At 43.2% G+C, this 22,057-nt stretch carries 17 protein-coding genes and 1 pseudogene; 14 read left to right on the top strand and 4 right to left on the bottom strand.

What is annotated here, in order from left to right; genetic code table 11:
• Positions 1–73: 73 nt before the first annotated feature.
• The gene (locus tag MK405_RS08375) at positions 74–922 is read right to left on the bottom strand and encodes a putative RNA methyltransferase (RefSeq protein ID WP_143989106.1); all 849 of its coding nucleotides are present in this window, start codon (positions 920–922) and stop codon (positions 74–76) included.
• 151 nt (positions 923–1,073) lie between these two features.
• On the opposite strand from MK405_RS08375, the gene MK405_RS08370 reads away from it, so the two are divergent.
• Together MK405_RS08370 and MK405_RS08365 are read left to right on the top strand one after the other, a co-directional pair.
• Positions 1,074–1,352, top strand: a complete 279-nt coding sequence (locus MK405_RS08370; protein WP_000910909.1) for a DUF6110 family protein — start codon at positions 1,074–1,076, stop codon at positions 1,350–1,352.
• A 1-nt stretch (position 1,353) separates the two neighbouring features.
• A complete protein-coding gene (locus tag MK405_RS08365; protein WP_143989107.1) occupies positions 1,354–3,417 on the top strand; it encodes a heavy metal translocating P-type ATPase in 2,064 nt (687 codons plus the stop codon).
• 77 nt (positions 3,418–3,494) lie between these two features.
• On the opposite strand, the gene tyrS is transcribed toward MK405_RS08365, so the two are convergent.
• Entirely contained in the window at positions 3,495–4,751 is a 1,257-nt protein-coding gene (tyrS, locus tag MK405_RS08360) for a tyrosine--tRNA ligase (RefSeq protein WP_084874244.1), read from the bottom strand.
• A gap of 140 nt (positions 4,752–4,891) precedes the next feature.
• Here tyrS and pbp1b point away from each other — a divergent pair, with 140 nt between their 5' ends.
• The 6 genes from pbp1b (at position 4,892) to MK405_RS08330 (ending at position 11,583) form a co-directional block, all read left to right on the top strand.
• The gene (gene pbp1b / locus MK405_RS08355) at positions 4,892–7,393 is read left to right on the top strand and encodes a penicillin-binding protein PBP1B (RefSeq protein WP_143989108.1); all 2,502 of its coding nucleotides are present in this window, start codon (positions 4,892–4,894) and stop codon (positions 7,391–7,393) included.
• An 80-nt stretch (positions 7,394–7,473) separates the two neighbouring features.
• Complete coding sequence (locus tag MK405_RS08350) at positions 7,474–8,385, top strand: DMT family transporter (protein ID WP_143989109.1); 912 nt, start codon at positions 7,474–7,476, stop codon at positions 8,383–8,385.
• Positions 8,386–8,469: 84 nt separating this feature from the next.
• Complete coding sequence (dapD, locus tag MK405_RS08345; protein ID WP_049478396.1) at positions 8,470–9,168, top strand: 2,3,4,5-tetrahydropyridine-2,6-dicarboxylate N-acetyltransferase; 699 nt, start codon at positions 8,470–8,472, stop codon at positions 9,166–9,168.
• Between the two features lie 69 nt (positions 9,169–9,237).
• Positions 9,238–10,368 carry an N-acetyldiaminopimelate deacetylase gene (locus MK405_RS08340; RefSeq protein ID WP_143989110.1) on the top strand — a complete coding sequence of 377 codons (1,131 nt, stop codon included), beginning with the start codon at positions 9,238–9,240 and terminating at the stop codon, positions 10,366–10,368.
• A gap of 11 nt (positions 10,369–10,379) precedes the next feature.
• Positions 10,380–10,919: a 5-formyltetrahydrofolate cyclo-ligase gene (locus MK405_RS08335; RefSeq protein WP_143989111.1), complete on the top strand. Its 540-nt coding sequence runs from the start codon at positions 10,380–10,382 to the stop codon at positions 10,917–10,919.
• Complete coding sequence (locus MK405_RS08330; RefSeq protein ID WP_268704772.1) at positions 10,903–11,583, top strand: rhomboid family intramembrane serine protease; 681 nt, start codon at positions 10,903–10,905, stop codon at positions 11,581–11,583. Before MK405_RS08335 ends, MK405_RS08330 begins: the two co-directional genes overlap by 17 nt.
• 421 nt (positions 11,584–12,004) lie before the next feature.
• Here the strand turns inward: MK405_RS08330 and galU are convergent, their stop codons facing one another.
• On the bottom strand, positions 12,005–12,904 hold the full coding sequence (gene galU, locus MK405_RS08325; protein ID WP_084851799.1) for a UTP--glucose-1-phosphate uridylyltransferase GalU: 900 nt from the start codon (positions 12,902–12,904) through the stop codon (positions 12,005–12,007).
• A gap of 22 nt (positions 12,905–12,926) precedes the next feature.
• On the bottom strand, positions 12,927–13,943 hold the full coding sequence (locus tag MK405_RS08320) for an NAD(P)H-dependent glycerol-3-phosphate dehydrogenase (protein ID WP_084851801.1): 1,017 nt from the start codon (positions 13,941–13,943) through the stop codon (positions 12,927–12,929).
• A gap of 206 nt (positions 13,944–14,149) precedes the next feature.
• On the opposite strand from MK405_RS08320, the gene MK405_RS08315 reads away from it, so the two are divergent.
• From MK405_RS08315 to MK405_RS08290, 6 genes and pseudogenes are all read left to right on the top strand, one after another.
• Positions 14,150–15,856, top strand: a complete 1,707-nt coding sequence (locus MK405_RS08315) for an ABC transporter ATP-binding protein (RefSeq protein ID WP_268704771.1) — start codon at positions 14,150–14,152, stop codon at positions 15,854–15,856.
• 1 nt (position 15,857) lies between these two features.
• A complete protein-coding gene (locus MK405_RS08310; RefSeq protein WP_268704770.1) occupies positions 15,858–17,624 on the top strand; it encodes an ABC transporter ATP-binding protein in 1,767 nt (588 codons plus the stop codon).
• Between the two features lie 138 nt (positions 17,625–17,762).
• Positions 17,763–18,452: a gamma-glutamyl-gamma-aminobutyrate hydrolase family protein gene (locus MK405_RS08305; protein WP_268704769.1), complete on the top strand. Its 690-nt coding sequence runs from the start codon at positions 17,763–17,765 to the stop codon at positions 18,450–18,452.
• A 168-nt stretch (positions 18,453–18,620) separates the two neighbouring features.
• On the top strand, positions 18,621–19,970 hold the full coding sequence (locus MK405_RS08300; protein WP_268704768.1) for a glucose-6-phosphate isomerase: 1,350 nt from the start codon (positions 18,621–18,623) through the stop codon (positions 19,968–19,970).
• A 127-nt stretch (positions 19,971–20,097) separates the two neighbouring features.
• Positions 20,098–21,558, top strand: a complete 1,461-nt coding sequence (gene gltX, locus MK405_RS08295) for a glutamate--tRNA ligase (protein ID WP_268704767.1) — start codon at positions 20,098–20,100, stop codon at positions 21,556–21,558.
• A 13-nt stretch (positions 21,559–21,571) separates the two neighbouring features.
• A pseudogene (locus tag MK405_RS08290) lies at positions 21,572–22,005 on the top strand (cytidine deaminase family protein).
• The last annotated feature ends 52 nt before the right edge of the window (positions 22,006–22,057 follow it).

The raw sequence follows: 22,057 nt of genomic DNA, 5'->3' as shown, positions 1-22,057 counted from the left end.
CAGTTGAAGAATCGCGATTTAAACCCACACCTCAAGAAGAGGTGCGGGTTTTTGTCTTATCTGAAAGTTTTAATTACAGTGCTTTCCCAACTAGAATCTCTGCTTCAATGGTAATCTCTGTCAGTTGGCTCCAGTCAATCTTGGTATGGTCAACGTGAAAGAGTAAGGGCGTCATGGCAAGCAGGGCTTGGCGTTGCTCAGCCGAGATAGGTTTTGTTAAGGAAGCAATCTGACTAGATTGGATGCTGAAATGTTCCTGGAAATGTTCTTTGATATCTTGGTTGGAATAATCCTTCTTTGTCAGCTGGTCCTGCACCATTTGACGGATTTCTTTGAGGTGATTTTCGGTTGGGATGACCTTGATCAAAATACCGTCTTTGGATAAAACGCGACGGAATTCCCCATAGTTGGCAGGCGAGAAGATATCAAGCAGGATATCCATGCTGGCGTCTTTTATAGGAAGACGAGCCAGGTCGCCGACAAACCAGTTGACCGCCCAGTTTGGTTCGCTCTTGGCAGCGATTTGAACGGAATCTTTTGAAATATCAAAGGCGTAAAAGGTTTTGTCAGAGTGACTTTCTTGGAGCTTGCGAGAGTAGAAGCCTTCGCCACAACCGATATCCAAGACTGTTTTTGCGGATGGTTTAGTGGCTAGTAAGTCGGAGATACCTTCTAAGATAGCCTGATAAAAGCCAGCCTCTAGGATTTCTTGGCGGTTTTGAAAGTTTTCCTTGTCGTAGTTGGCAGATTGCTTGATTTGAGGAGCCAAGTTGACATAGCCAAATTTTGCCAAGTCAAAAGAATGACGATTGCTACACTTGAGACTGCTCTCTACTAAGGTTAGATTTTCTTGGCAGATAGGACAGGCAAAGGCAGTCGCAGCAGCGAAGCGCTGAAGTTTGGGTTTGAGATTTGTATTCATAGTTTAAGTGTATCAAAAGAGGCAAGTGAAAGCAACTTTAGGAGCAAGTAGATGGGAGATTCAGTAGAAATAAAACTAATTCTCCAATTTATAAAATGAAATTGCTTTTATATCTAAATTGCTATATAATAATGATAAGGAGGAAATAAGTATGTTAAAAGAAGTATTAACCGTTGCAAAAGTTGCGAAAAAATCTTCATTATTTTTGGGTGGTGTCGCATTTGGTACCCTTGGTTTGAAAATCTTAGCAAGTAAGGAAGCTAAAAAAGGTTATTCTAAAGCTTTGGCTAAGGCTTACAAGTTGAAAGACGAGCTAGATGCATCTGTTTCTGTTGTGAAACAACATGGAGACGATGTTTTGCAAGATGCTAAATATTTGTATGAGCAAGAGAAAAAAGAAGAGCAATTAGATAGCCTTATAGGAGAATAATATGTCTTTTAAAGTGCTATATAGAGGATATCAACATATCCGACTATCATCTTCTTTTTCACTTACCTTGGATATTCAAGACTATCTTCGTTCCTTGGCGAGAGATGAGAAGGGAATTGAGTCTATCCAGTTTTACATGGATCAACAGCACTTTACCCTACGTATAAAAGAAGGCTTCTCTGTATTAGACAATGCAGAAGCCTTTTTAAAAAGGATTGATAAAGGGAAAGTTTCTGAGTTGATGACTCTTCCTGTTCGTAGAGAAGAGAGTGCCTATTCTATCGTTTCAGGTGCAGCGATTAAGCGTGTGCTTTTTCGTAGTCTTGTGCCGTCTCCTATTCGCTATATATGGACTTGTTATCAGGCTTTTGGATATGTTAAAGAAGCCTATCAAACACTAGCGCGTAAGGAACTAACGATGGAAGTCTTGGACTGTTCGGCTATTTTATTGTCTTTGTTTATGAACCAATCCAAGACTGCCAGCAACATCATGTTTATGCTTGATTTGGGGAATCATTTAGATCAGTGGTCCTTGAAAAAAACTGCAACAGATTTAGAACAGAGTCTTCTTGCAAAAGAGAGCGATGTATTCTTAGTACAGGGCGATACGGTCGTTAGTATCAAGAGTTCCGATGTTCAAATAGGAGATGTCTTGGTCCTATCTCAAGGAAATGAAATTCTGTTTGATGGACAAGTAGTTTCAGGTTTAGGTATGGTCAACGAAAGTTCCTTGACGGGAGAGAGTTTTCCAGTTGAAAAAAGAGAGTCTGATTCGGTTTGTGCAAACACAGTCTTGGAAACTGGGGAGCTACGCATTCGTGTAACCGATAATCAGATGAACAGCCGTATTTTACAGCTGATTGAGTTGATGAAGAAATCTGAAGAAAACAAGAAAACTAAACAACGCTATTTCATCAAGATGGCGGACAAGGTCGTCAAATATAATTTCTTGGGGGCTGGTCTGACTTACTTATTAACAGGTTCTTTTTCTAAGGCTATTTCATTCCTATTGGTTGATTTCTCCTGCGCTTTGAAAATCTCTACTCCTGTAGCTTATTTGACAGCTATCAAAGAGGGGTTGAACCGTGAAATGGTGATTAAGGATGGGGATGTTCTAGAGAAATATCTGGAAGTTGATACTTTCTTGTTTGATAAGACAGGAACAATCACAACTAGCTATCCTATAGTTGAAAAGGTGTTACCTTTTGGGGACTATAGCGAGGAAGATATTCTCAGAATCAGTGCCTGTCTTGAGGAACACATTTATCATCCTATTGCTAATGCCATTGTCAAACAAGCCGAGATAGAGGGGATTGAACATGAGGAAATGCATGGGAAACTCCAATATATCGCAAGTAAGGGAATCAAATCCCATATAGATGGCCAACCAGTTGTTATTGGAAATTATGTCTTGATGCAGGATGAGCAGATTCATATTAGTTTGGAACAACATGCTTTGATTGAAGAGTACAAGAATCACTACAATCTCTTATTCTTAGCCTACCAGAATGAATTGATTGGAATGTTCTGCATTCATACTCCTTTGAGAAAAGAAGCAAAAGCAGCCTTGGAGAAACTTAAGGCACAAGGGAAAAAATTGATTCTGGCAACAGGGGACACCTTGGTTAGAACAGAGGAATTAGTCAAAGATTTGCCCTTTGATCAGGTCTATACAGACTTGAAACCTGATGGGAAATTTGAGTTAGTAGAGGAACTGCAGAAAGTAGGTCACACTATTTTGATGGTTGGAGATGGATTGAATGACTCAGCGGCTCTAACCCTATCAGATATCGGTGTGGTGATGAATGAAAGCGCAGATATTTCTAAGCAGATGAGTGATATCTTATTGTTAGATAATCGCTTGGATTTCTTCCAAGAGTTGGATTCGCTATCATCATCTTTGCAAATACTCATCAAGAAGAATATTCAAGATACCGTTGTCGTAAATAGTAGTTTGATTGGCTTTGGCTTGTTTAATTGGCTCAGTCCTTCAAATCTCTCTATCTTACATAATCTAACAACCTTGCGCATTGTCTTGCGTAGTCTGTCTATTAAAAATAGATAGATGAGAGTTATTAACAGCAAAAAGGAGTTACCTTTCTCGAAGTTAACTCCTTTGTTTATAGATAAATGTTGAACAGTTTAGTAAGTCAATACAAAGTATTTTTTCTTACCACGACGGATAACAGTGAGTTCGTTCTCTAACTTATCTGCGTCATTCAAGACATAGTCAAGGTCTTGGATACGATCACCGTTGACGTAGATAGCTCCATTTTGAACATCCTCGCGGGCTTGACGTTTTGAATTAACCACACCAGAAGATACGAGGAGTTCTACGATGTTGTGATTTTCGTCTGCCTGTACTTGGTAGTTTGGCACTCCACGAAGTCCTTGTTTGAGTTCTTTGACAGAAAGGTTTTTGATGTTTCCAGCAAAGAGTTGCTCAGTGATGTTGAGGGCTTCTTTGTAGGCTTCTTCTCCGTGGACAAGAGTCACGACTTCACGAGCCAAGACTTTTTGAGCCAAGCGTTCATGAGGAGCAGCCTCAAACTGCTTGCGGATGTCTTCAATCTCATCTAGTGACAAGAAAGTAAAGATTTTCAAGAAGCGAACAGCGTCAGCGTCCATGACATTCATCCAGAATTGGTACATTTCGTATGGAGAAGTCTTTTCAGGGTTGAGCCAAACAGCGTTTCCTTCTGATTTACCAAATTTCTTACCAGTTGCATCTGTAATGAGTGGAACAGTGATAACGTGACCAGTCTTGTCAGCCTTACGACGAAGCAATTCGGTACCTGCGGTCATATTTCCCCACTGGTCAGAACCACCGATTTGTAGTGTTACGTTGTGCTCTTGGTTAAGGACGTAGAAGTCGTACCCTTGCATGATTTGGTAGGCAAACTCAGTGTAAGAAATCCCTGTTTCGATCCGTTTCTTCACAGACTCCTTGCTCATCATGTAGTTGACGGTAAAGTATTTTCCGACATCACGGAGGAAGTCAATGAAGCTGATGCTGCCAAACCAGTCGTAGTTGTTGACCATGACAGCTTTATTTTCACCGTTTTCAAAGTCAAGAAAGCGAGAAAGTTGTCCTTGGATAGACTTGACCCAGCCATCCACTGTGTCTTTTGTTTGGAGACTACGCTCAGCATCTTTGAAGGACGGATCTCCGATGAGACCTGTAGCACCGCCAACGAGCGCATAAGGTTTGTGACCTGCTAACTGCAAGCGACGACTGGTTAAGATTGCGACAAGGTGGCCTAGGTGAAGGCTGTCAGCAGTTGGATCATAGCCGGTATAATAAGAAACTTGACCTTCTTCTAGGGCTTTGCGCAAAGCTTCTTCATCAGTCGTTTGAAAAATCAAACCACGCTCTTTTAGCTCATCAAAAATGTGCATGTGTCTTTTCTCCTTTATAAAATATTGTTTCTACCTATTGTATCACAAACTTGATTAATAGCCTAGTAGAATAGGGAAGAAAGTGGCTATTTTATTGAAAGTTTCCCTTTTATGGTATAATAGAGAAAGCGAGGACATTCATGAAAGAAAGAATTAATGAATTAAAAACAAAAATGCTGCATTTTTTCCAGCAGCTAATGCAACGAATTGCAAAATGGAAGAAAAGACTAGCAGAAAAACTGGCTAATAAGAAAACCGGTAAAAAGGGGACCTCTTCTGACAAAGTTGGAAGGGCAGGATCTAATTTTGCTAAGGTTTTGAGTGGGTTTAAAATAGTTTTTAATACTCTCTTTATCCTAGGTTTTATCGGTGGACTGTTTGGTGCTGGGGTGGCTATGGGTTATGGAGTCGCTCTATTTGACAAGGCCCAGGTACCTCAAGCAGAAGAGTTGGTCAAGCAAGTGAAGGATATTGCCTCTATCTCAGAAATCACTTATTCTGACGGCAGTACCATTGCCTCGATCGAGGGCGATTTGTTGCGCACTTCAGTCGCTTCAGATGCTATCTCAGACAATCTTAAGAAGGCTATCATTGCGACAGAGGACGAGAATTTCAACGAGCACAAGGGAGTCGTGCCAAAGGCCGTTATTCGTGCGACTCTGGGAACCTTTGTCGGTTTGGGATCGTCTAGTGGTGGTTCGACCTTGACTCAGCAGGTCATCAAGCAACAAGTAGTGGGGGACGCTCCCACTCTAGCTCGTAAGGCCAAAGAAATTATTGATGCCTTGGCTTTAGAACGGGCTATGGGTAAGGATGAGATTTTAACAACCTACCTCAACATTGCTCCTTTTGGTCGCAATCATAAAGGCCAAAATATTGCAGGTGCCCAGCAGGCTGCAGAAGGGATCTTTGGGGTTAAGGCTTCGGATTTAACGGTCCCTCAAGCAGCCTTTATCGCAGGATTGCCACAGAGCCCAATTAGTTACTCCCCTTATGAATCTGACGGTAGTATGAAGAGCGAGGAGGATTTGGCTCTGGGGATCAAACGGGCTAGAGATGTTCTCTATAATATGTACCGGACAGGGGCTCTAAGTCAGGAAGATTACGATAAGTACAAAGATTATGACTTTAAGAAAGATTTCCTACCATCAGGTAGTGTTAGTGGTACTTCACGTGACTATCTCTACTTCGCAACCTTGGCAGAAGCCACTGATCGGATGTATGACTACCTGATTCAGAGAGATAATGTTTCTGTACAAGAGCAAAAGAATGAATCCGTCCAGAAAGCTTATCGTGATTTAGCGACTAAGGAAATTGAAAATGGTGGATATAAGATCACGACGACTATCAATAAAAATATTCATGCTGCGATGCAAAATGCGGTGGCAACCTACGGCTATCTGCTAGATGATTCGACAGGACAGCCTGAGGTGGGGAATGTCCTCATGGACAACCAAACAGGAGCTATTCTTGGATTTGTCGGTGGTCGCAATTATCAAAAAAATCAGAATAACCATGCTATCGATACAAAACGTTCCCCTGCCTCAACTACTAAGCCGATATTGGCTTACAGTATTGCTATTGACCAAGGTCTGATGGGAAGTGCAAGTATCTTATCAAACTATCCGACCAACTTTTCAAACGGCAATCCTATCATGTATGTCAATAGTCCTGGTACAGGGATGATGACGTTAGGGGAGGCCCTCAACTACTCATGGAATATTCCAGCCTACTGGACTTATCGTACACTTCGAGAGAAGGGGGTTGATGTCAAAGGGTATATGGAAAAAATGGGTTACGAAATCCCAGAATATGGTATTGAGAGTTTACCGATGGGCGGAGGAATTGACGTTACAGTTGCTCAGCATACTAACGGATATCAGACTCTGGCCAACAACGGAGTTTACCATAAGAAACATATGATCGCGAAGATCGAGTCAACAGATGGTCGAGTGGTATACGAGCACAAGGATAAACCTGTCCAAGTTTACTCAAAAGCGACAGCGACCATCATGCAAAGTTTGCTTCGCGATGTTATTTCATCTCGGATTACCACAAGTTTCCAGACAGACTTGGCTACCATCAATCCAAGCCTCGCTAGCGCCGACTGGATTGGAAAAACTGGTACAACCAATGAAGATGAAAATATGTGGCTTATGCTTTCTACGCCTCGCTTGACCTTGGGTGGCTGGCTAGGTCACGATGACAACCGCCCGCTAGCCAAAGGGGCGGGCCACTACCGCAATGCCAACTATATGGCCCACTTGGTTAATGCTATTCAACAAGCAAAACCTGGCATTTGGGGGAATGAGCGCTTTAATCTTGACTCAAGTGTGACCAAGTCACAAGTTCTCAAGTCGACAGGGGAGAAGCCGGGCAAGGTTTCAATTAATGGCAAAGAAGTTAACGTTTCCGGTTCTACCGTAACAAGTTACTGGGCTACTAAAGAAGGGGCGCCAGTAACCGCCTACCGCTTCGCTATTGGAGGAAGCGATGCAGATTATCAGAATGCTTGGAAGAATATTCTAGGAAGCATTCCTGCAGTAACTCCTCCAAGCTCAAGTAGCGGTTCGGGAACAACAAGTTCGAGTGGAAATACTCAGAGTGGCTCTTCAGGACGTTCACGTCTATTTAATCGTTAAGATAGAGTAGCAGCACGGTTATCTTAATTTTGACCTTGTTGCTACTTTTTTCTTTGTTGGTTTCGTGTTACAATAATAATATGAATCATTATCAGAAAAAGATTGTTAAGGGAACATTATATTCGCTACTCTCAGGCCTAATCTGGGGGATCTGTGGGATTTTAGGAGAGTATTTTTTCACTCATTATCCAGTGTCTTCTGGATGGATTACTTCTATGCGTTTACTGGTAGCGGGGAGTTTGGTTTTAGGCTTATCGGCCTTTCAGTTGCGCACTCGATTATTGGACATCTGGCGTGATAAGAAAAATTATCTACCTTTTTTAGCCTATGCTATTCTAGGTATTTTTTCTGTGCAGTTTTTCTTCTATCTCTGCGTTGAGTATTCCAATGCGACGACGGCGACCATTTTGCAATTTATCAGCCCAGTTTTTATCCTGTTTTACAATCGCATTGTCTACCAGAAAAAGGCTTCGATTACAGCGATTCTCTATGTTTTGATTGCCATGCTAGGTGTTTTTTTGATGGCCACAAAAGGGGACTTGTCCCAGTTATCCATGACGCCCTTGGCTCTAGTGACTGGTTTGCTCAGTGCGGTAGGGGTCATGTTTAATGTCATCCTTCCCCAACGATTTGCCCGCCACTATGGATTTGTCCCTACTGTTGGTTGGGGGATGATTCTGGCAGGGCTCTTTAGTAATTTCCTTTACCCTATCTATCAGATAAGCTTTCAAATGGATCTGGTAAGCGTGCTGATTTGTCTGATGATTGCCGTGTTTGGAACTGCTTTTGCTTTCTTCCTATCTATGAAGGCTGTGTCACTCGTTTCCCCGCTGGTTGTATCGGTGGTGAGTGCTAGCGAACCGCTCTCTTCAGCTTTATTAAGTGTTCTTTTTTTGGGATTGGTCATGGATGGTTTTTTGGCCTTAGCTATGGTGTTGATTATCGTTCCGATGATTTTTTTATCTGTAGAGGAAGCAAAACAAGCCCAGTAAAGATGATTATTTGATAGTTGAGGCTTCAAATTTGAGGCCTTTTTTGGTAGAATAGGTATCATTATAACGAACCAGGAGGCACCTATGACTGCTACAAAAATGAACGCTCAAGAAATTATCCAATTTATCGCCAATGCTGAAAAGAAAACCAGTGTCAAAGTAACCTTTGAAGGGGAACTCGCAACTGCTGTACCAAGCTCTGTTGTCAAACTAGGGAATGTTTTATTCGGAGACTGGAAGGACGTGGCTCCGCTTCTTGAAGGTTTAGTAGAAAATCAAGATTATGTTGTCGAGCAAGATGCTCGTAATTCTGCAGTTCCTTTGCTAGACAAACGTGCTATCAATGCTCGTATCGAGCCAGGTGCTATTATCCGTGACCAGGTGGAAATTGGTGATAATGCTGTTATCATGATGGGAGCTGTTATCAATATCGGTGCTGAAATCGGTTCTGGAACCATGATTGACATGGGTGCCATCCTTGGAGGTCGTGCTATCGTTGGGAAAAACAGTCACGTTGGTGCAGGTGCAGTTTTGGCGGGTGTGATTGAGCCAGCTAGCGCTGAGCCAGTCCGTGTTGGAGACAATGTTCTTATCGGTGCCAATGCAGTGGTTATCGAAGGGGTCCAAATCGGCAGTGGTTCAGTTGTTGCAGCAGGAGCTATTGTTACCCAAGATGTTCCAGAAAACGTTGTAGTAGCAGGTGTTCCGGCTCGTATCATTAAAGAGATCGATGCCCAAACCCAACAAAAAACAGCGCTTGAGGATGCGCTTCGTACCTTGTAATTGTAAAAGTAAAAAAGAGGCGGAACCCTTTTTCCAGCCTCTTTCTTCTATCAAAAGGAGGATCGATAGATGTTAGATTTGATTCAGACTAGACGAGATTTACACCAGATTCCAGAGATTGGCTTGGAGGAGTTTAAGACTCAGGCTTATTTGCTGGATGTGATTGAAAAATTGACTACGGGCAAGGATTTTGTTCAAATTCGTACTTGGCGGACAGGTATTCTGGTTTATTTGCAGGGAAGTCAGCCGGAACGAACCATTGGTTGGCGAACAGACATTGATGGCCTGCCTATTGTCGAACAAACAGGTCTACCTTTTGCTTCTCAACACCAAGGTCGAATGCATGCCTGTGGCCATGATTTTCATATGACCATTGCCTTGGGCTGTCTCGAGCGTGCTCTTGAGGAGCAACCCAAGAATAATCTGCTTTTTCTGTTTCAACCTGCTGAAGAAAATGAAGCTGGTGGTATGCTCATGTATGAGGATGGTGCTTTTGGAGATTGGTTGCCAGACCAGTTTTATGGTCTCCATGTTCGTCCGGATTTGAAAGTCGGCCAGATTGCGACCAACACCCATACGCTCTTTGCAGGGACTTGTGAGGTGAAGATTCGTTTCAAAGGAAAAGGTGGGCACGCAGCCTTCCCGCATGAAGCCAATGACGCCTTGGTGGCGGCTAGTTACTTTGTAACCCAGGTGCAGTCAGTTGTCAGCCGCAATGTCAATCCAATCGAGGGAGCGGTGGTGACCTTTGGCCTTTTCCAAGCTGGAACAACCAACAATGTCATTACAGACACAGCATTTTTACACGGAACCATTCGCGCCTTGACTCAGGAAATGAGCCTCTTGGTACAAAAAAGAGTCAAGACAGTTGCAGAAGGGGTTGCAGCAGCCTTTGATATGGAAGTCGAAGTGGAACTCAAGCAAGGAGGCTACCTACCTGTTGAGAACAATCCAGCCTTGGCGCGTGAACTGATGGACTTTTTTGAAGAGAAAGACGGAATCGAGTTGATTGATATCGAGCCTGCTATGACTGGTGAGGACTTTGGTTATCTCCTTTCGAAGGTAGATGGCGTTATGTTCTGGCTAGGCATCGATAGTCCCTACGCCCTTCATCACCCTCAGATGAGCCCTAAGGAAGAAGCCTTAGCCATTGGGGTAGATGCGGTCTCTAGTTTCCTGAAAAAGAAGGCAGCAGAGTAGAGGAATTGTCTATGAAAGCAGAACTACGCAAGAAAATTTTGCAAGAAATGAAGGCTCTTTCTCAGGAGCAAAAACAGGCTATGGATCGAGCTTTAACCGAGCGTTTCTTACAACATCCCTTTTACCAAGAAGCTAAGGTCATCGCAACCTATCTCTCCTTCCCTCATGAATTTCAAACGCAAGAACTGATCGAGCGGGCGCTGAAGGACGGCAAGAAGGTCCTGATACCCAAAACCTATCCCAAGGGGCGCATGGAGTTTGTGGTATATGATCCGAAGCAGTTGGCAAAAACTTCCTTTGGTTTACTGGAACCGCAAGGAGACTTGGAAGTGGTGGAACCGTCTCAGATTGATTTAATTCATGTTCCGGGCTTGGCTTTTACAACAGAGGGTTATCGGATCGGATATGGCGGAGGTTATTATGACCGCTATCTGGAACATTTTGCTGGGCATACCATGAGTACAATCCACCCTTGTCAGGTTCAGGAGTTTAACTTGGAAGACCATGATATCCCCGTCCAGGAGGTGCTAATCTATGAAGGAAATCTTTGATAAACGTTATCCTGTGACTAGTTTTTTTCTCCTAGTGACTGGCTTTGTATTTCTACTGATGCTGATTACTACGGGTATCAACTTTGATCAAGTCAAAACTCTGTTTCAGTTTGGAGCTATGTATGGACCGATCATTCGCCTGTTCCCAGAGCAGATTTGGCGCCTATTTTCGGCTATATTTGTGCACATTGGATGGGAGCATTTCATTGTCAATATGATTTCACTCTACTTTCTTGGACAACAGGTGGAGGAGATTTTCGGCTCTAAGCAGTTTTTCTTTCTCTATCTCTTATCAGGAATGATGGGCAACCTCTTTGTGTTTGCTTTCACACCGAAAGTTGTAGCAGCAGGGGCCTCCACTTCTCTTTACGGACTATTTGCTGCGATTATCGTTTTGCGCTATGCGACTCGCAGCCCCTATATCCAGCAGTTAGGGCAATCCTACCTGACGCTTTTCGTGATCAATATCATTGGAAGTATTCTGATTCCAGGAATCAGCCTAGCAGGGCATATTGGTGGCGCAGTAGGCGGTGCTTTTCTAGCAGTCATTTTTCCAGTTAAATGGGAGAGAAAGATGTATAGTACCAGCCAGCGAATCGGGGCAACCGTACTTTTTATCGCACTAGCCGTTTTCCTATGCTATAAGGGAATGAGCTATGTGTAAGGGATGGAATAGTTAAAAAGCTACTCAAAAAATGAGTAGCTTTTTTTGGAACCATTCGAAACAACACAGCTCTAAAACCATACCTTTGCAGTTCCAACTGTGAGGCCTTGTTTTGGAACCATTCGAAACAACACAGCAAGTTAAAATAAGGCTTTGTCCGTACACAACTTGAAAAAGTGCGCACGATTCGGTGCTTTTTATTTTATTATACTAACTCATTGTACTCCTATTTTTAGAAAAAAACAAATAATATCGTAGCGCTTTCATAAAATTCGAGATCAATTCGATGGAGCTTGTAAGTGGGTTAACTGAGAAATATGATTTCCTTTTGTTGGTTTATATGTTCGGGATGATAGCAATACAAAATAAAAAGAACTGGGATAATTAACTATCCTAGTTCTTTTTTATATGAACTGTTCTTCTATTTCCCCTCAGCTAACTCTTTTCCGAGTTGAATGAGATAGTCTTTCAAGTCGTCTTTGACTTGTGGGTGTTTAAGAGCGTAGTCGATGGAGGTTTTCATAAAGCCAAACTTGTCTCCGACATCGTAACGAGCTCCCTTGAATTCACGAGCAAATACACGTTGTGTTTTATTGAGGGTATCGATTGCATCTGTCAGCTGAATTTCATTTCCTGCACCTGGAGCTTGGTTTTCGAGGATTTGGAAAATTTCAGGAGTGAGGAGGTAGCGCCCAATGATAGCAAGGTCGCTAGGGGCATCCTCTGGAGCTGGTTTTTCAACGAAGGTTTCAACGCTGTAAAGGCCGTCTTTTCCTTCGCCTTGCGGAGCAATAACCCCGTAAGCAGATACTTCGTCATGAGGGACAGGCATAACAGCGATAGTAGACGCGTGGGTACGCTCGTAGTCATCCATGAGTTGTTTGGTGAGCGGAACAGCTTTTTCGTTGGTGATATCCATTAAGTCATCACCAAGCATAACGATAAAAGGTTCATTTCCGACGAAAGCTTTAGCCTGCAAAACAGCATCTCCGAGACCACGTGGATGTGTTTGGCGGATAAAATGCAGACGCATACCAGTTGTCTCATCAACCAGCTTCAAAAGATCTGTTTTTCCTTTTTCTTTGAGGTTGTATTCCAATTCGAAGTTTGAGTCGAAATGGTCCTCAATGGAACGTTTTGACTTACCCGTAACAACCAAGATATCTTCGATTCCAGACTTGAGGGCTTCTTCAACGATAAACTGGATAGTTGGCTTGTCTACGATTGGCAACATTTCCTTGGCCAAGGCCTTAGTTGCTGGGAGGAAACGAGTTCCCAATCCAGCGGCAGGGATGACTGCTTTTCTGACTTTTTGTTTCATAAATGTTCCTTTCTATAAAGGTCTATGACCATTCGTTTTCTGCTTTAAATTCATTGCTCATGATGTCAGTGATTGCTTCTTTGATATTGACACCTTCATAGATAACTCGGTAAATAGCCTGTGTGATTGGCATGTAGACACCCAATTCCTGAGCCAGTTCGTAAGCTGCTCGAGTCGTTGAGATGCCTTCGATGACCATGCCCATGTTTGCTTCGATGTCTGCGAGGGATTCTCCGCGGCCGAGAGCATTACCGGCTCTCCAGTTACGAGAGTGGACAGATGTTCCCGTTACAATCAAATCCCCAACTCCAGAAAGACCGCTATAAGTTAGAGGATTTGCCCCAAGAGCGACTCCTAGACGGGTGATTTCTGCCAAGCCACGTGCAATGATAGCCGCCTTGGCATTGTCGCCAAACCCTAGTCCATGTAGTGCCCCAGCGCCAACTGCAATGATGTTTTTGAGAGCACCAGCGGTTTCAACCCCGATAACATCCGTATTAGTATAGAGACGGAAGTAGTGATTGCTAAAGAGATTTTGGACGTACTGAGCAGTTTCGAGGTCTTTAGAGGCTGCTGTAATCAAGGTAATATCCCGTACAATAGTTTCCTCAGCATGGCTCGGTCCTGAAACAACGACGATATCACTGCGAAGGTCAGCTGGGATTTCCTCTTCAAGAATAGTTGATAGACGTTTGTGGCTATCTGGTTCCAATCCTTTGGAGGCATGCATGATGACAACCTTGTGATCAAGCACCTTTGCTACTTGTTGGGCAACCAGTCTCGTTACTTTTGTTGGGACCACAAACAAAACAGCATCAACATCCTTTAATGTTTCTTCCAAATCATGATAGGCTTTGATCTTTTCGTCGAGTAGGATATCTTTGAAATAGCGTTTGTTTGTATGTTGGTTATTGATTTCATCGATTTGGTCAGGAATATTTCCCCAAATTCGAACCTCGTGTCCATTGTCGTTTAGGACCTGCGAAAGGGCAGTTCCCCAAGAACCAGGACCCAAGACAGCGATGGTTTGTTTCTTCATCTTTTCCTCCTTGTAAGAGTTCTTCCTTTCATTTTACCATAAAAAGCCTTTTCATGCATCACCTGTATATGAAAGCGCACTAATTTATAATAAGGAGACTTCTTTGACAAGATTTCTCTTTTTTGCTAGAATAGCATCAATATGACCGAATGAGAAGGAGCTGACGCAGGATGTCGCTCCCTTTATCTATTTTATTAGGAGGAGATATGCTCATTAAAAAAATAAAAACCTATAAATGGCAGGCCTTGTCATCCCTAATGATGACAGGCTTGATGGTTGCGAGCTCTCTCTTGCAACCGCGCTATTTGCAAGAGGTGTTAGAGGCTTTGTTGGCCGGTCAAAATGAGGCTATTTATAGTATTGGTGCTTGGTTGATAGGAGTAGCCCTAGTCGGTCTGGTTGCAGGTGGGGTCAATGTAACGCTTGCGGCTTATATTGCTCAAGGAGTGTCTTCGGACCTTCGGGAAGACGCTTTTCGCAAGATCCAGACTTTTTCTTATGCCAATATCGAGCAATTCAATGCGGGTAACCTTGTCGTCCGAATGACCAACGATATCAACCAAATTCAGAACGTGGTGATGATGGCTTTTCAAATTCTTTTCCGTCTCCCTCTTCTCTTTATCGGTTCCTTTATTTTGGCGGTTCACACTCTTCCATCACTTTGGTGGGTGATTGTCCTCATGGTGCTCCTAATCTTTGCACTAACTGCCATCATGATGGGAATGATGGGACCACGGTTTGCTAAGTTTCAAACCCTTCTTGAACGGATCAATGCTATCGCTAAGGAAAATCTACGTGGTGTGCGCGTGGTTAAATCCTTTGTGCAAGAAAAAGCACAATTTGACAAATTTACCGAGGTTTCAGATGAACTTCTCGGCCAAAATCTTTATATCGGTTATGCCTTCTCAGTTATAGAACCCGTTATGATGCTAGTCGGCTATGGAGCGGTCTTCCTCTCTATCTGGTTGGTGGCAGGCATGGCTCAGTCAGATCCATCTGTTGTGGGCTCGATTGCTTCCTTTATCAACTATCTCAGCCAGATTATCTTTACCATCATCATGGTTGGATTTTTAGGAAATTCTGTCAGCCGTGCCATGATTTCCTTGCGTCGTATCCGCGAGATTCTAGATACCGAGCCAGCGATGACCTTTAAAGATCTCCCAGACGAAGAGTTAGAAGGAAGTCTCTCTTTTGAAAATGTGACCTTCACCTATCCTAATGACGATGAGCCTATGCTGAAGAATGTAACCTTTGAAATTGCGCCTGGTCAGATGGTCGGTGTGGTTGGGGCTACTGGAGCAGGGAAGTCCACCCTAGCTCAGTTAATTCCACGACTTTTTGATCCACAGGAGGGTTCTATCAAGATTGGTGGCAAGGATATTCGAGACGTCAGCGAGGGAACCTTACGTAAAACAGTTTCCATCGTCTTGCAACGTGCTATTCTCTTTAGCGGGACCATTGCAGATAATCTTCGTCAAGGAAAAGGCAATGCCAGCGTGTCAGAAATGGAACGTGCAGCGCGGATTGCTCAAGCCAGTGAATTTATCGGGCGTATGGAAAACAAATTTGAGAGTCAGGTCGAAGAACGAGGTACCAATTTTTCTGGTGGACAAAAACAACGGATGTCCATTGCCCGAGGGATTGTCAGCAATCCCCGTATCCTGATTTTTGACGATTCGACTTCGGCATTGGATGCTAAGTCAGAAAGACTCGTACAGGAAGCTTTGAATAAAGATCTGAAAGGGACGACAACCATTATCATCGCCCAAAAGATCAGTTCAGTTGTCCATGCAGATAAGATTTTGGTCTTGGATCAAGGGCGCTTGATTGGAGAAGGACGGCATGCAGACTTGGTAGCTAACAATGCCGTCTACCGCGAAATCTACGAAACACAAAAGGGAAAGGAGGAATAAAATGAAAACCGTGCGATTTTTCTGGAATTATTTTAAAGTTTACAAGTTCTCCTTTGTCATTGTGATTCTGATGGTTGCAGTTGCGACGATTGCCCAAGCCCTCTTTCCAGTTTTTTCAGGCCAAGCAGTGACGGAGCTCGCTAACCTAGTTCTGGCTTATCAAAATGGGACTTCCGAACTAGCTTGGCAGAGTTTATCAGCTCTGATGCTGAATCTAGCTCTGGTTGTTCTCGCCTTAGTGGTATCCAGTTTGATTTACATGACCTTGATGACTCGTGTGATTGCTGAGTCGACAAATGAGATGCGTAAGGGCCTCTTTGGCAAACTTTCCCGTTTGACCGTTTCTTTCTTTGACCGCCATCAGGATGGCGACATCCTTTCTCGCTTCACGAGTGACTTAGATAACATCCTTCAAGCCTTCAATGAAAGTCTAGTTCAGGTTATGAGCAATATTGCTCTTTACATCGGTTTGATTTTTGTCATGTTTTCAAGAAATGTGACGCTAGCCCTGATAACAGTAGCCAGCACTCCAGTGGCCTTTCTCATGCTGGTCTTCATCGTGAAAATGGCCCGCAAGTACACTAATCTCCAGCAAAAAGAGGTTGGGAAACTCAACGCCTACATGGACGAGAGTATTTCTGGACAGAAAGCTGTTATCGTACAAGGAATTCAAGACGACATCGTAGCAGGTTTTGTGGAGCAAAATGAGCGCGTGCGCAAGGCGACCTTTAAAGGGAGAATGTTCTCAGGCATCCTCTTTCCTGTTATGAATGGGATGAGCCTGGTCAATACGGCCATCGTTATTTTTGCAGGTTCTGCGGTCCTGCTGAACGATCCAAGTATCGAAACAACGACAGCCCTAGGTTTGATTGTCATGTTTACCCAATTTTCTCAGCAGTACTACCAGCCGATTATCCAGGTGGCTGCGAGTTGGGGGAGCCTCCAGTTGGCCTTTACTGGGGCGGATCGTATCCAGGAAATGTTCGATGCAGAAGAAGAGATTCGTCCGCAAAATGCGCCTGCCTTTACGGAATTGCGAGAAGGCGTTGAGATCAGTCACATTGATTTCTCTTATGTGCCAGACAAGCCGATTTTAAAAGATGTCAGCATTTCAGCTCCTAAGGGGCAGATGATAGCAGTTGTAGGCCCGACTGGTTCAGGGAAAACGACCATAATGAACCTCATCAATCGTTTCTACGATGTGGATGCAGGTAGCATTTCTTTTGATGGCAAAGACATTCGTGACTACGACTTGGACAGTCTGCGGAGCAAGGTCGGGATTGTCTTGCAGGATTCGGTCTTGTTTAGTGGAACAATCCGAGACAATATCCGCTTTGGTGTGCCAGATGCCAGTCAGGAAATGGTCGAAGCAGCTGCCAAGGCAACTCATATTCATGACTACATCGAAAGCTTGCCTGATAAGTATGATACCCTTATTGATGATGAGCAAAATATCTTCTCGACTGGGCAGAAACAATTGATTTCCATCGCTCGAACCTTGATGACAGATCCTCAAGTCCTAATCTTAGATGAAGCGACTTCCAATGTCGATACCGTAACAGAAAGCAAAATCCAGCATGCTATGGAGGCAGTTGTAGCAGGACGAACCAGTTTTGTCATTGCCCATCGTCTCAAGACCATCCTCAATGCCGATCAGATTATTGTCCTCAAAGATGGAGAGGTTATTGAACGTGGAAATCATCACGAGTTGCTCAAACTTGGCGGTTTCTACTCAGAACTGTATCACAATCAATTTGTCTTCAAATAAAAAAGAAGTTGTCCTCTTGGGCAGCTTTTTCTTGTCCATAAAAAATACTTATCACGGTCTTTAAAAAAACATATTAGACAGGAAAGGGTTGGAGTGATAAGATAAGACTGTCGCAAGAAAATCGAAAGGAGACACATCATGGCTAGAACGGTTGTAGGAGTTGCTGCAAATCTATGTCCTGTAGACGCAGAGGGCAAAAACATTCATTCATCTGTATCTTGTAGATTCGCAGAGAGCATTCGTCAAGTCGGTGGTCTTCCTTTAGTAATTCCTGTAGGGGATGAGTCCGTTGTGCGTGATTATGTGGAAATGATCGATAAACTGATCTTGACAGGTGGGCAAAATGTCCATCCTCGGTTTTATGGAGAGAAAAAAACCATCGAGAGCGATGATTACAACCTAGTGCGAGATGAGTTTGAGCTGGCCCTTTTGAAAGAAGCTCTTCGTCAGGACAAGCCCATTTTAGCAATCTGCCGTGGTGTTCAGCTGGTCAATGTTGCTTTTGGCGGTACTCTCCACCAAGAAATTGAGGGGCACTGGCAAGGTCTGCCTTTTGGGACATCCCATTCTATTGAAACAGTAGAAGGAAGTGTTGTTGCTAAGTTGTTCGGCAAAGAAAGCCAAGTCAACTCAGTCCATCGTCAAAGCATTAAAGATTTGGCACCTAATTTCCGTGTGGCTGCTATTGATCCAAGAGACCAGACCATCGAAGCGATTGAGTCTATCGACGAACACCGTATTATCGGTTTGCAGTGGCATCCAGAGTTTTTGGTCAATGAAGAAGACGGCAATTTAGAACTATTTGAGTATTTGTTAAATGAATTGTAACGGTTAGAATATCTAGCCGTTTTTATTCGTCCTTTCAGATTTTTTGTATTTTAGCGTTTTTACGCAAACGTTTGAATTCTGATAAAAATTGGGTAAATTCAATAAAAAAACTTGAAAAAATCGAAGGTAAGCGTTATGATAGAAAAGAAGAAATAATGGAGGATTATCATGTCACATATTAAATTTGATTATTCAAAAGTTTTAGGTAAATTTGTAGCGCCACATGAAGTGGAATACATGCAAGCACAAGTAACAGCAGCAGACGAATTGATTCGTAAAGGAACTGGTGCTGGTAGCGACTTCTTGGGTTGGTTGGACCTTCCTGAAAACTACGATCGCGAAGAATTTGACCGCATCTTGAAAGCTGCTGAGCAAATCAAATCAGACAGCGATGTCTTGGTGGTCATCGGTATCGGTGGATCTTACCTTGGTGCCAAAGCAGCCATTGACTTCTTGAACCACCACTTTGCAAACTTGCAAACAAAAGAAGAGCGCAAAGCGCCACAAATCCTTTACGCTGGAAACTCAATCTCATCTACTTACCTTGCTGACTTGGTAGAGTACGTAGCTGACAAAGACTTCTCAGTAAACGTGATTTCTAAATCTGGTACAACAACTGAACCAGCCATTGCTTTCCGTGTCTTCAAAGAACTCTTGGTTAAGAAATACGGTCAAGAGGAAGCTAACAAACGTATCTACGCAACAACTGACCGCCAAAAAGGTGCTGTTAAGGTTGAAGCAGATGCCAACGGTTGGGAAACATTTGTAGTTCCAGATGATATTGGTGGACGCTTCTCAGTATTGACAGCAGTTGGTTTACTTCCAATCGCAGCATCAGGAGCTGACATCAAAGCCCTTATGGAAGGTGCCAACGCAGCTCGTAAAGACTACACTTCAGACAAACTTTCAGAAAATGAAGCTTACCAATACGCGGCAGTTCGTAACGTTCTATACCGTAAAGGTTATGCAACTGAAATTTTAGTAAACTATGAGCCATCACTTCAATACTTCTCAGAATGGTGGAAACAATTGGCTGGAGAATCAGAAGGAAAAGACCAAAAAGGGATCTACCCAACTTCAGCAAACTTCTCAACTGACTTGCACTCATTGGGTCAATTTATCCAAGAAGGAACTCGTATCATGTTTGAAACAGTTGTCCGTGTGGACAAACCACGTAAGAACGTGATTATCCCTACTTTGGAAGAAGATCTTGACGGACTTGGTTACCTTCAAGGAAAAGACGTTGACTTTGTAAACAAAAAAGCAACTGACGGTGTTCTTCTTGCCCACACTGACGGTGACGTACCAAACATGTATGTAACACTTCCTGAGCAAGATGCCTTTACTCTTGGCTACACGATCTACTTCTTCGAATTGGCCATCGCCCTTTCAGGTTACTTGAATGCCATCAACCCATTTGACCAACCAGGTGTTGAAGCCTACAAACGCAACATGTTTGCCCTTCTTGGAAAACCAGGATTTGAAGAATTGAGCAAAGAACTCAACGCACGTCTATAATAGAAGAAAAGAGTGGCTTGACCACTCTTTTTACTCTCTTTATCCATAGAAATTGGACTCAGGCGAGACTTGTGATATAATATAGAAAGCAAAAAGGCAGACGCCTAGAGACTTTATAGGAGAAACTATGTCAAAAGATATCCGCGTACGCTACGCACCAAGTCCAACAGGACTACTACACATCGGAAATGCCCGTACAGCATTATTCAACTACCTCTACGCACGCCATCATGGTGGAACTTTTATTATCCGTATTGAAGATACTGACCGTAAACGTCATGTCGAAGATGGTGAACGTTCACAGCTTGAAAACCTTCGCTGGTTAGGCATGGATTGGGATGAAAGTCCAGAAACTCATGAAAACTACCGCCAGTCTGAGCGTTTGGAACTCTATCAAAAATACATTGACCAACTCTTAGCCGAAGGGAAGGCCTACAAATCTTATGTTACAGAAGAAGAGCTGGCAGCGGAACGTGAACGTCAAGAAGCCGCTGGTGAAACACCTCGTTACATTAATGAATACCTTGGTATGAGCGAAGAAGAAAAAGCAGCTTATATTGTGGAACGTGAAGCGGCAGGCATTATCCCGACTGTTCGTTTGGCAGTTAATGAGTCTGGTATCTACAAGTGGCATGACATGGTCAAAGGTGATATCGAATTTGAAGGTGGCAATATCGGTGGTGACTGGGTGATCCAAAAGAAAGACGGTTACCCAACTTACAACTTTGCCGTTGTGATCGATGATCACGATATGCAAATCTCTCACGTTATCCGTGGAGATGACCACATTGCCAATACACCAAAACAACTCATGGTTTATGAAGCGCTTGGTTGGGAAGCTCCAGAATTTGGTCACATGACTTTGATTATCAACTCTGAAACGGGTAAAAAATTGTCTAAACGCGACACCAACACCCTTCAGTTTATTGAAGACTACCGTAAGAAAGGGTACCTTCCAGAAGCAGTCTTTAACTTTATCGCCCTTCTCGGTTGGAATCCTGGTGGAGAAGACGAAATCTTCTCTCGCGAAGAACTCATCAAGCTCTTTGATGAAAACCGCCTCAGCAAGTCTCCAGCAGCCTTCGACCAGAAAAAACTGGACTGGATGAGTAATGACTACATCAAGAGAGCTGACTTAGCAACTATCTTTGAAATGGCAAAACCATTCCTAGAAGAAGCGGGGCGCTTGACTGACAAGGCCGAAAAATTGATAGAACTCTACAAACCACAAATGAAGTCGGTAGATGAGATTGTTCCATTGACAGACCTCTTCTTCTCAGACTTCCCAGAGTTGACAGAGGCAGAGCGCGAGGTCATGGCAGGAGAAACAGTTCCAGTTGTTCTAGAAGCCTTCAAAGCGAAACTAGAAGCAATGACAGATGAGGAATTTGTGACAGAAAACATCTTCCCACAAATCAAAGCAGTCCAAAAAGAAACAGGTATCAAAGGGAAAAATCTCTTCATGCCTATTCGTATTGCTGTATCAGGTGAAATGCATGGACCAGAACTTCCAGATACGATTTACCTATTAGGTCGTGAAAAATCTATCCAGCATATCGAAAACATGTTAAAAGAGATTTCAAAATAAGAAGGTTGCAACAATGGACATCTGGGAAAAGATGTACGAAAAAGCACAAGCACTATACAATCCCTATGGAGTTTCTGACTTTGTTTATGCTAACCATGTGTTGCCGCAGTAAAAGTAGAAGATGGTCAGATATTCACAGGATTTTGTATGGAGGGCACTTGTGGCGTTTTTCATCCCTGCGCAGAACGAGCAGCTCTCTTCAATATGTATCAATTTTCAGGACAAACTAAAGTTGAGAAAGTCCTCGCCTTTCGAGACAAACCACCCTATGGTGAAAGTTCAGGTATGCCCTGTGGCGCATGTAGAGAATTTCTCTTAGAATTGAATGCTGAAAATAAAGAAGCAGAGTCCATGATGGACTACGAAACAAGAAAAACAATCAAAGTTGCCGAGTTGATCCCATACTGGTGGGGAGAGGAACGTGCAACTAATTGTCAAACCAAATAGATAGGGTCAGTTTAACTGGCTCTTTTCCCTTATCTTTTCAGAATTTCGGTAA

Origin of the sequence: Streptococcus oralis, assembly GCF_026782345.1 — a bacterium.
In the GTDB taxonomy this organism is placed as follows: domain Bacteria; phylum Bacillota; class Bacilli; order Lactobacillales; family Streptococcaceae; genus Streptococcus; species Streptococcus oralis_CK.
This window is presented reverse-complemented; position numbering and strand designations above follow the sequence as displayed.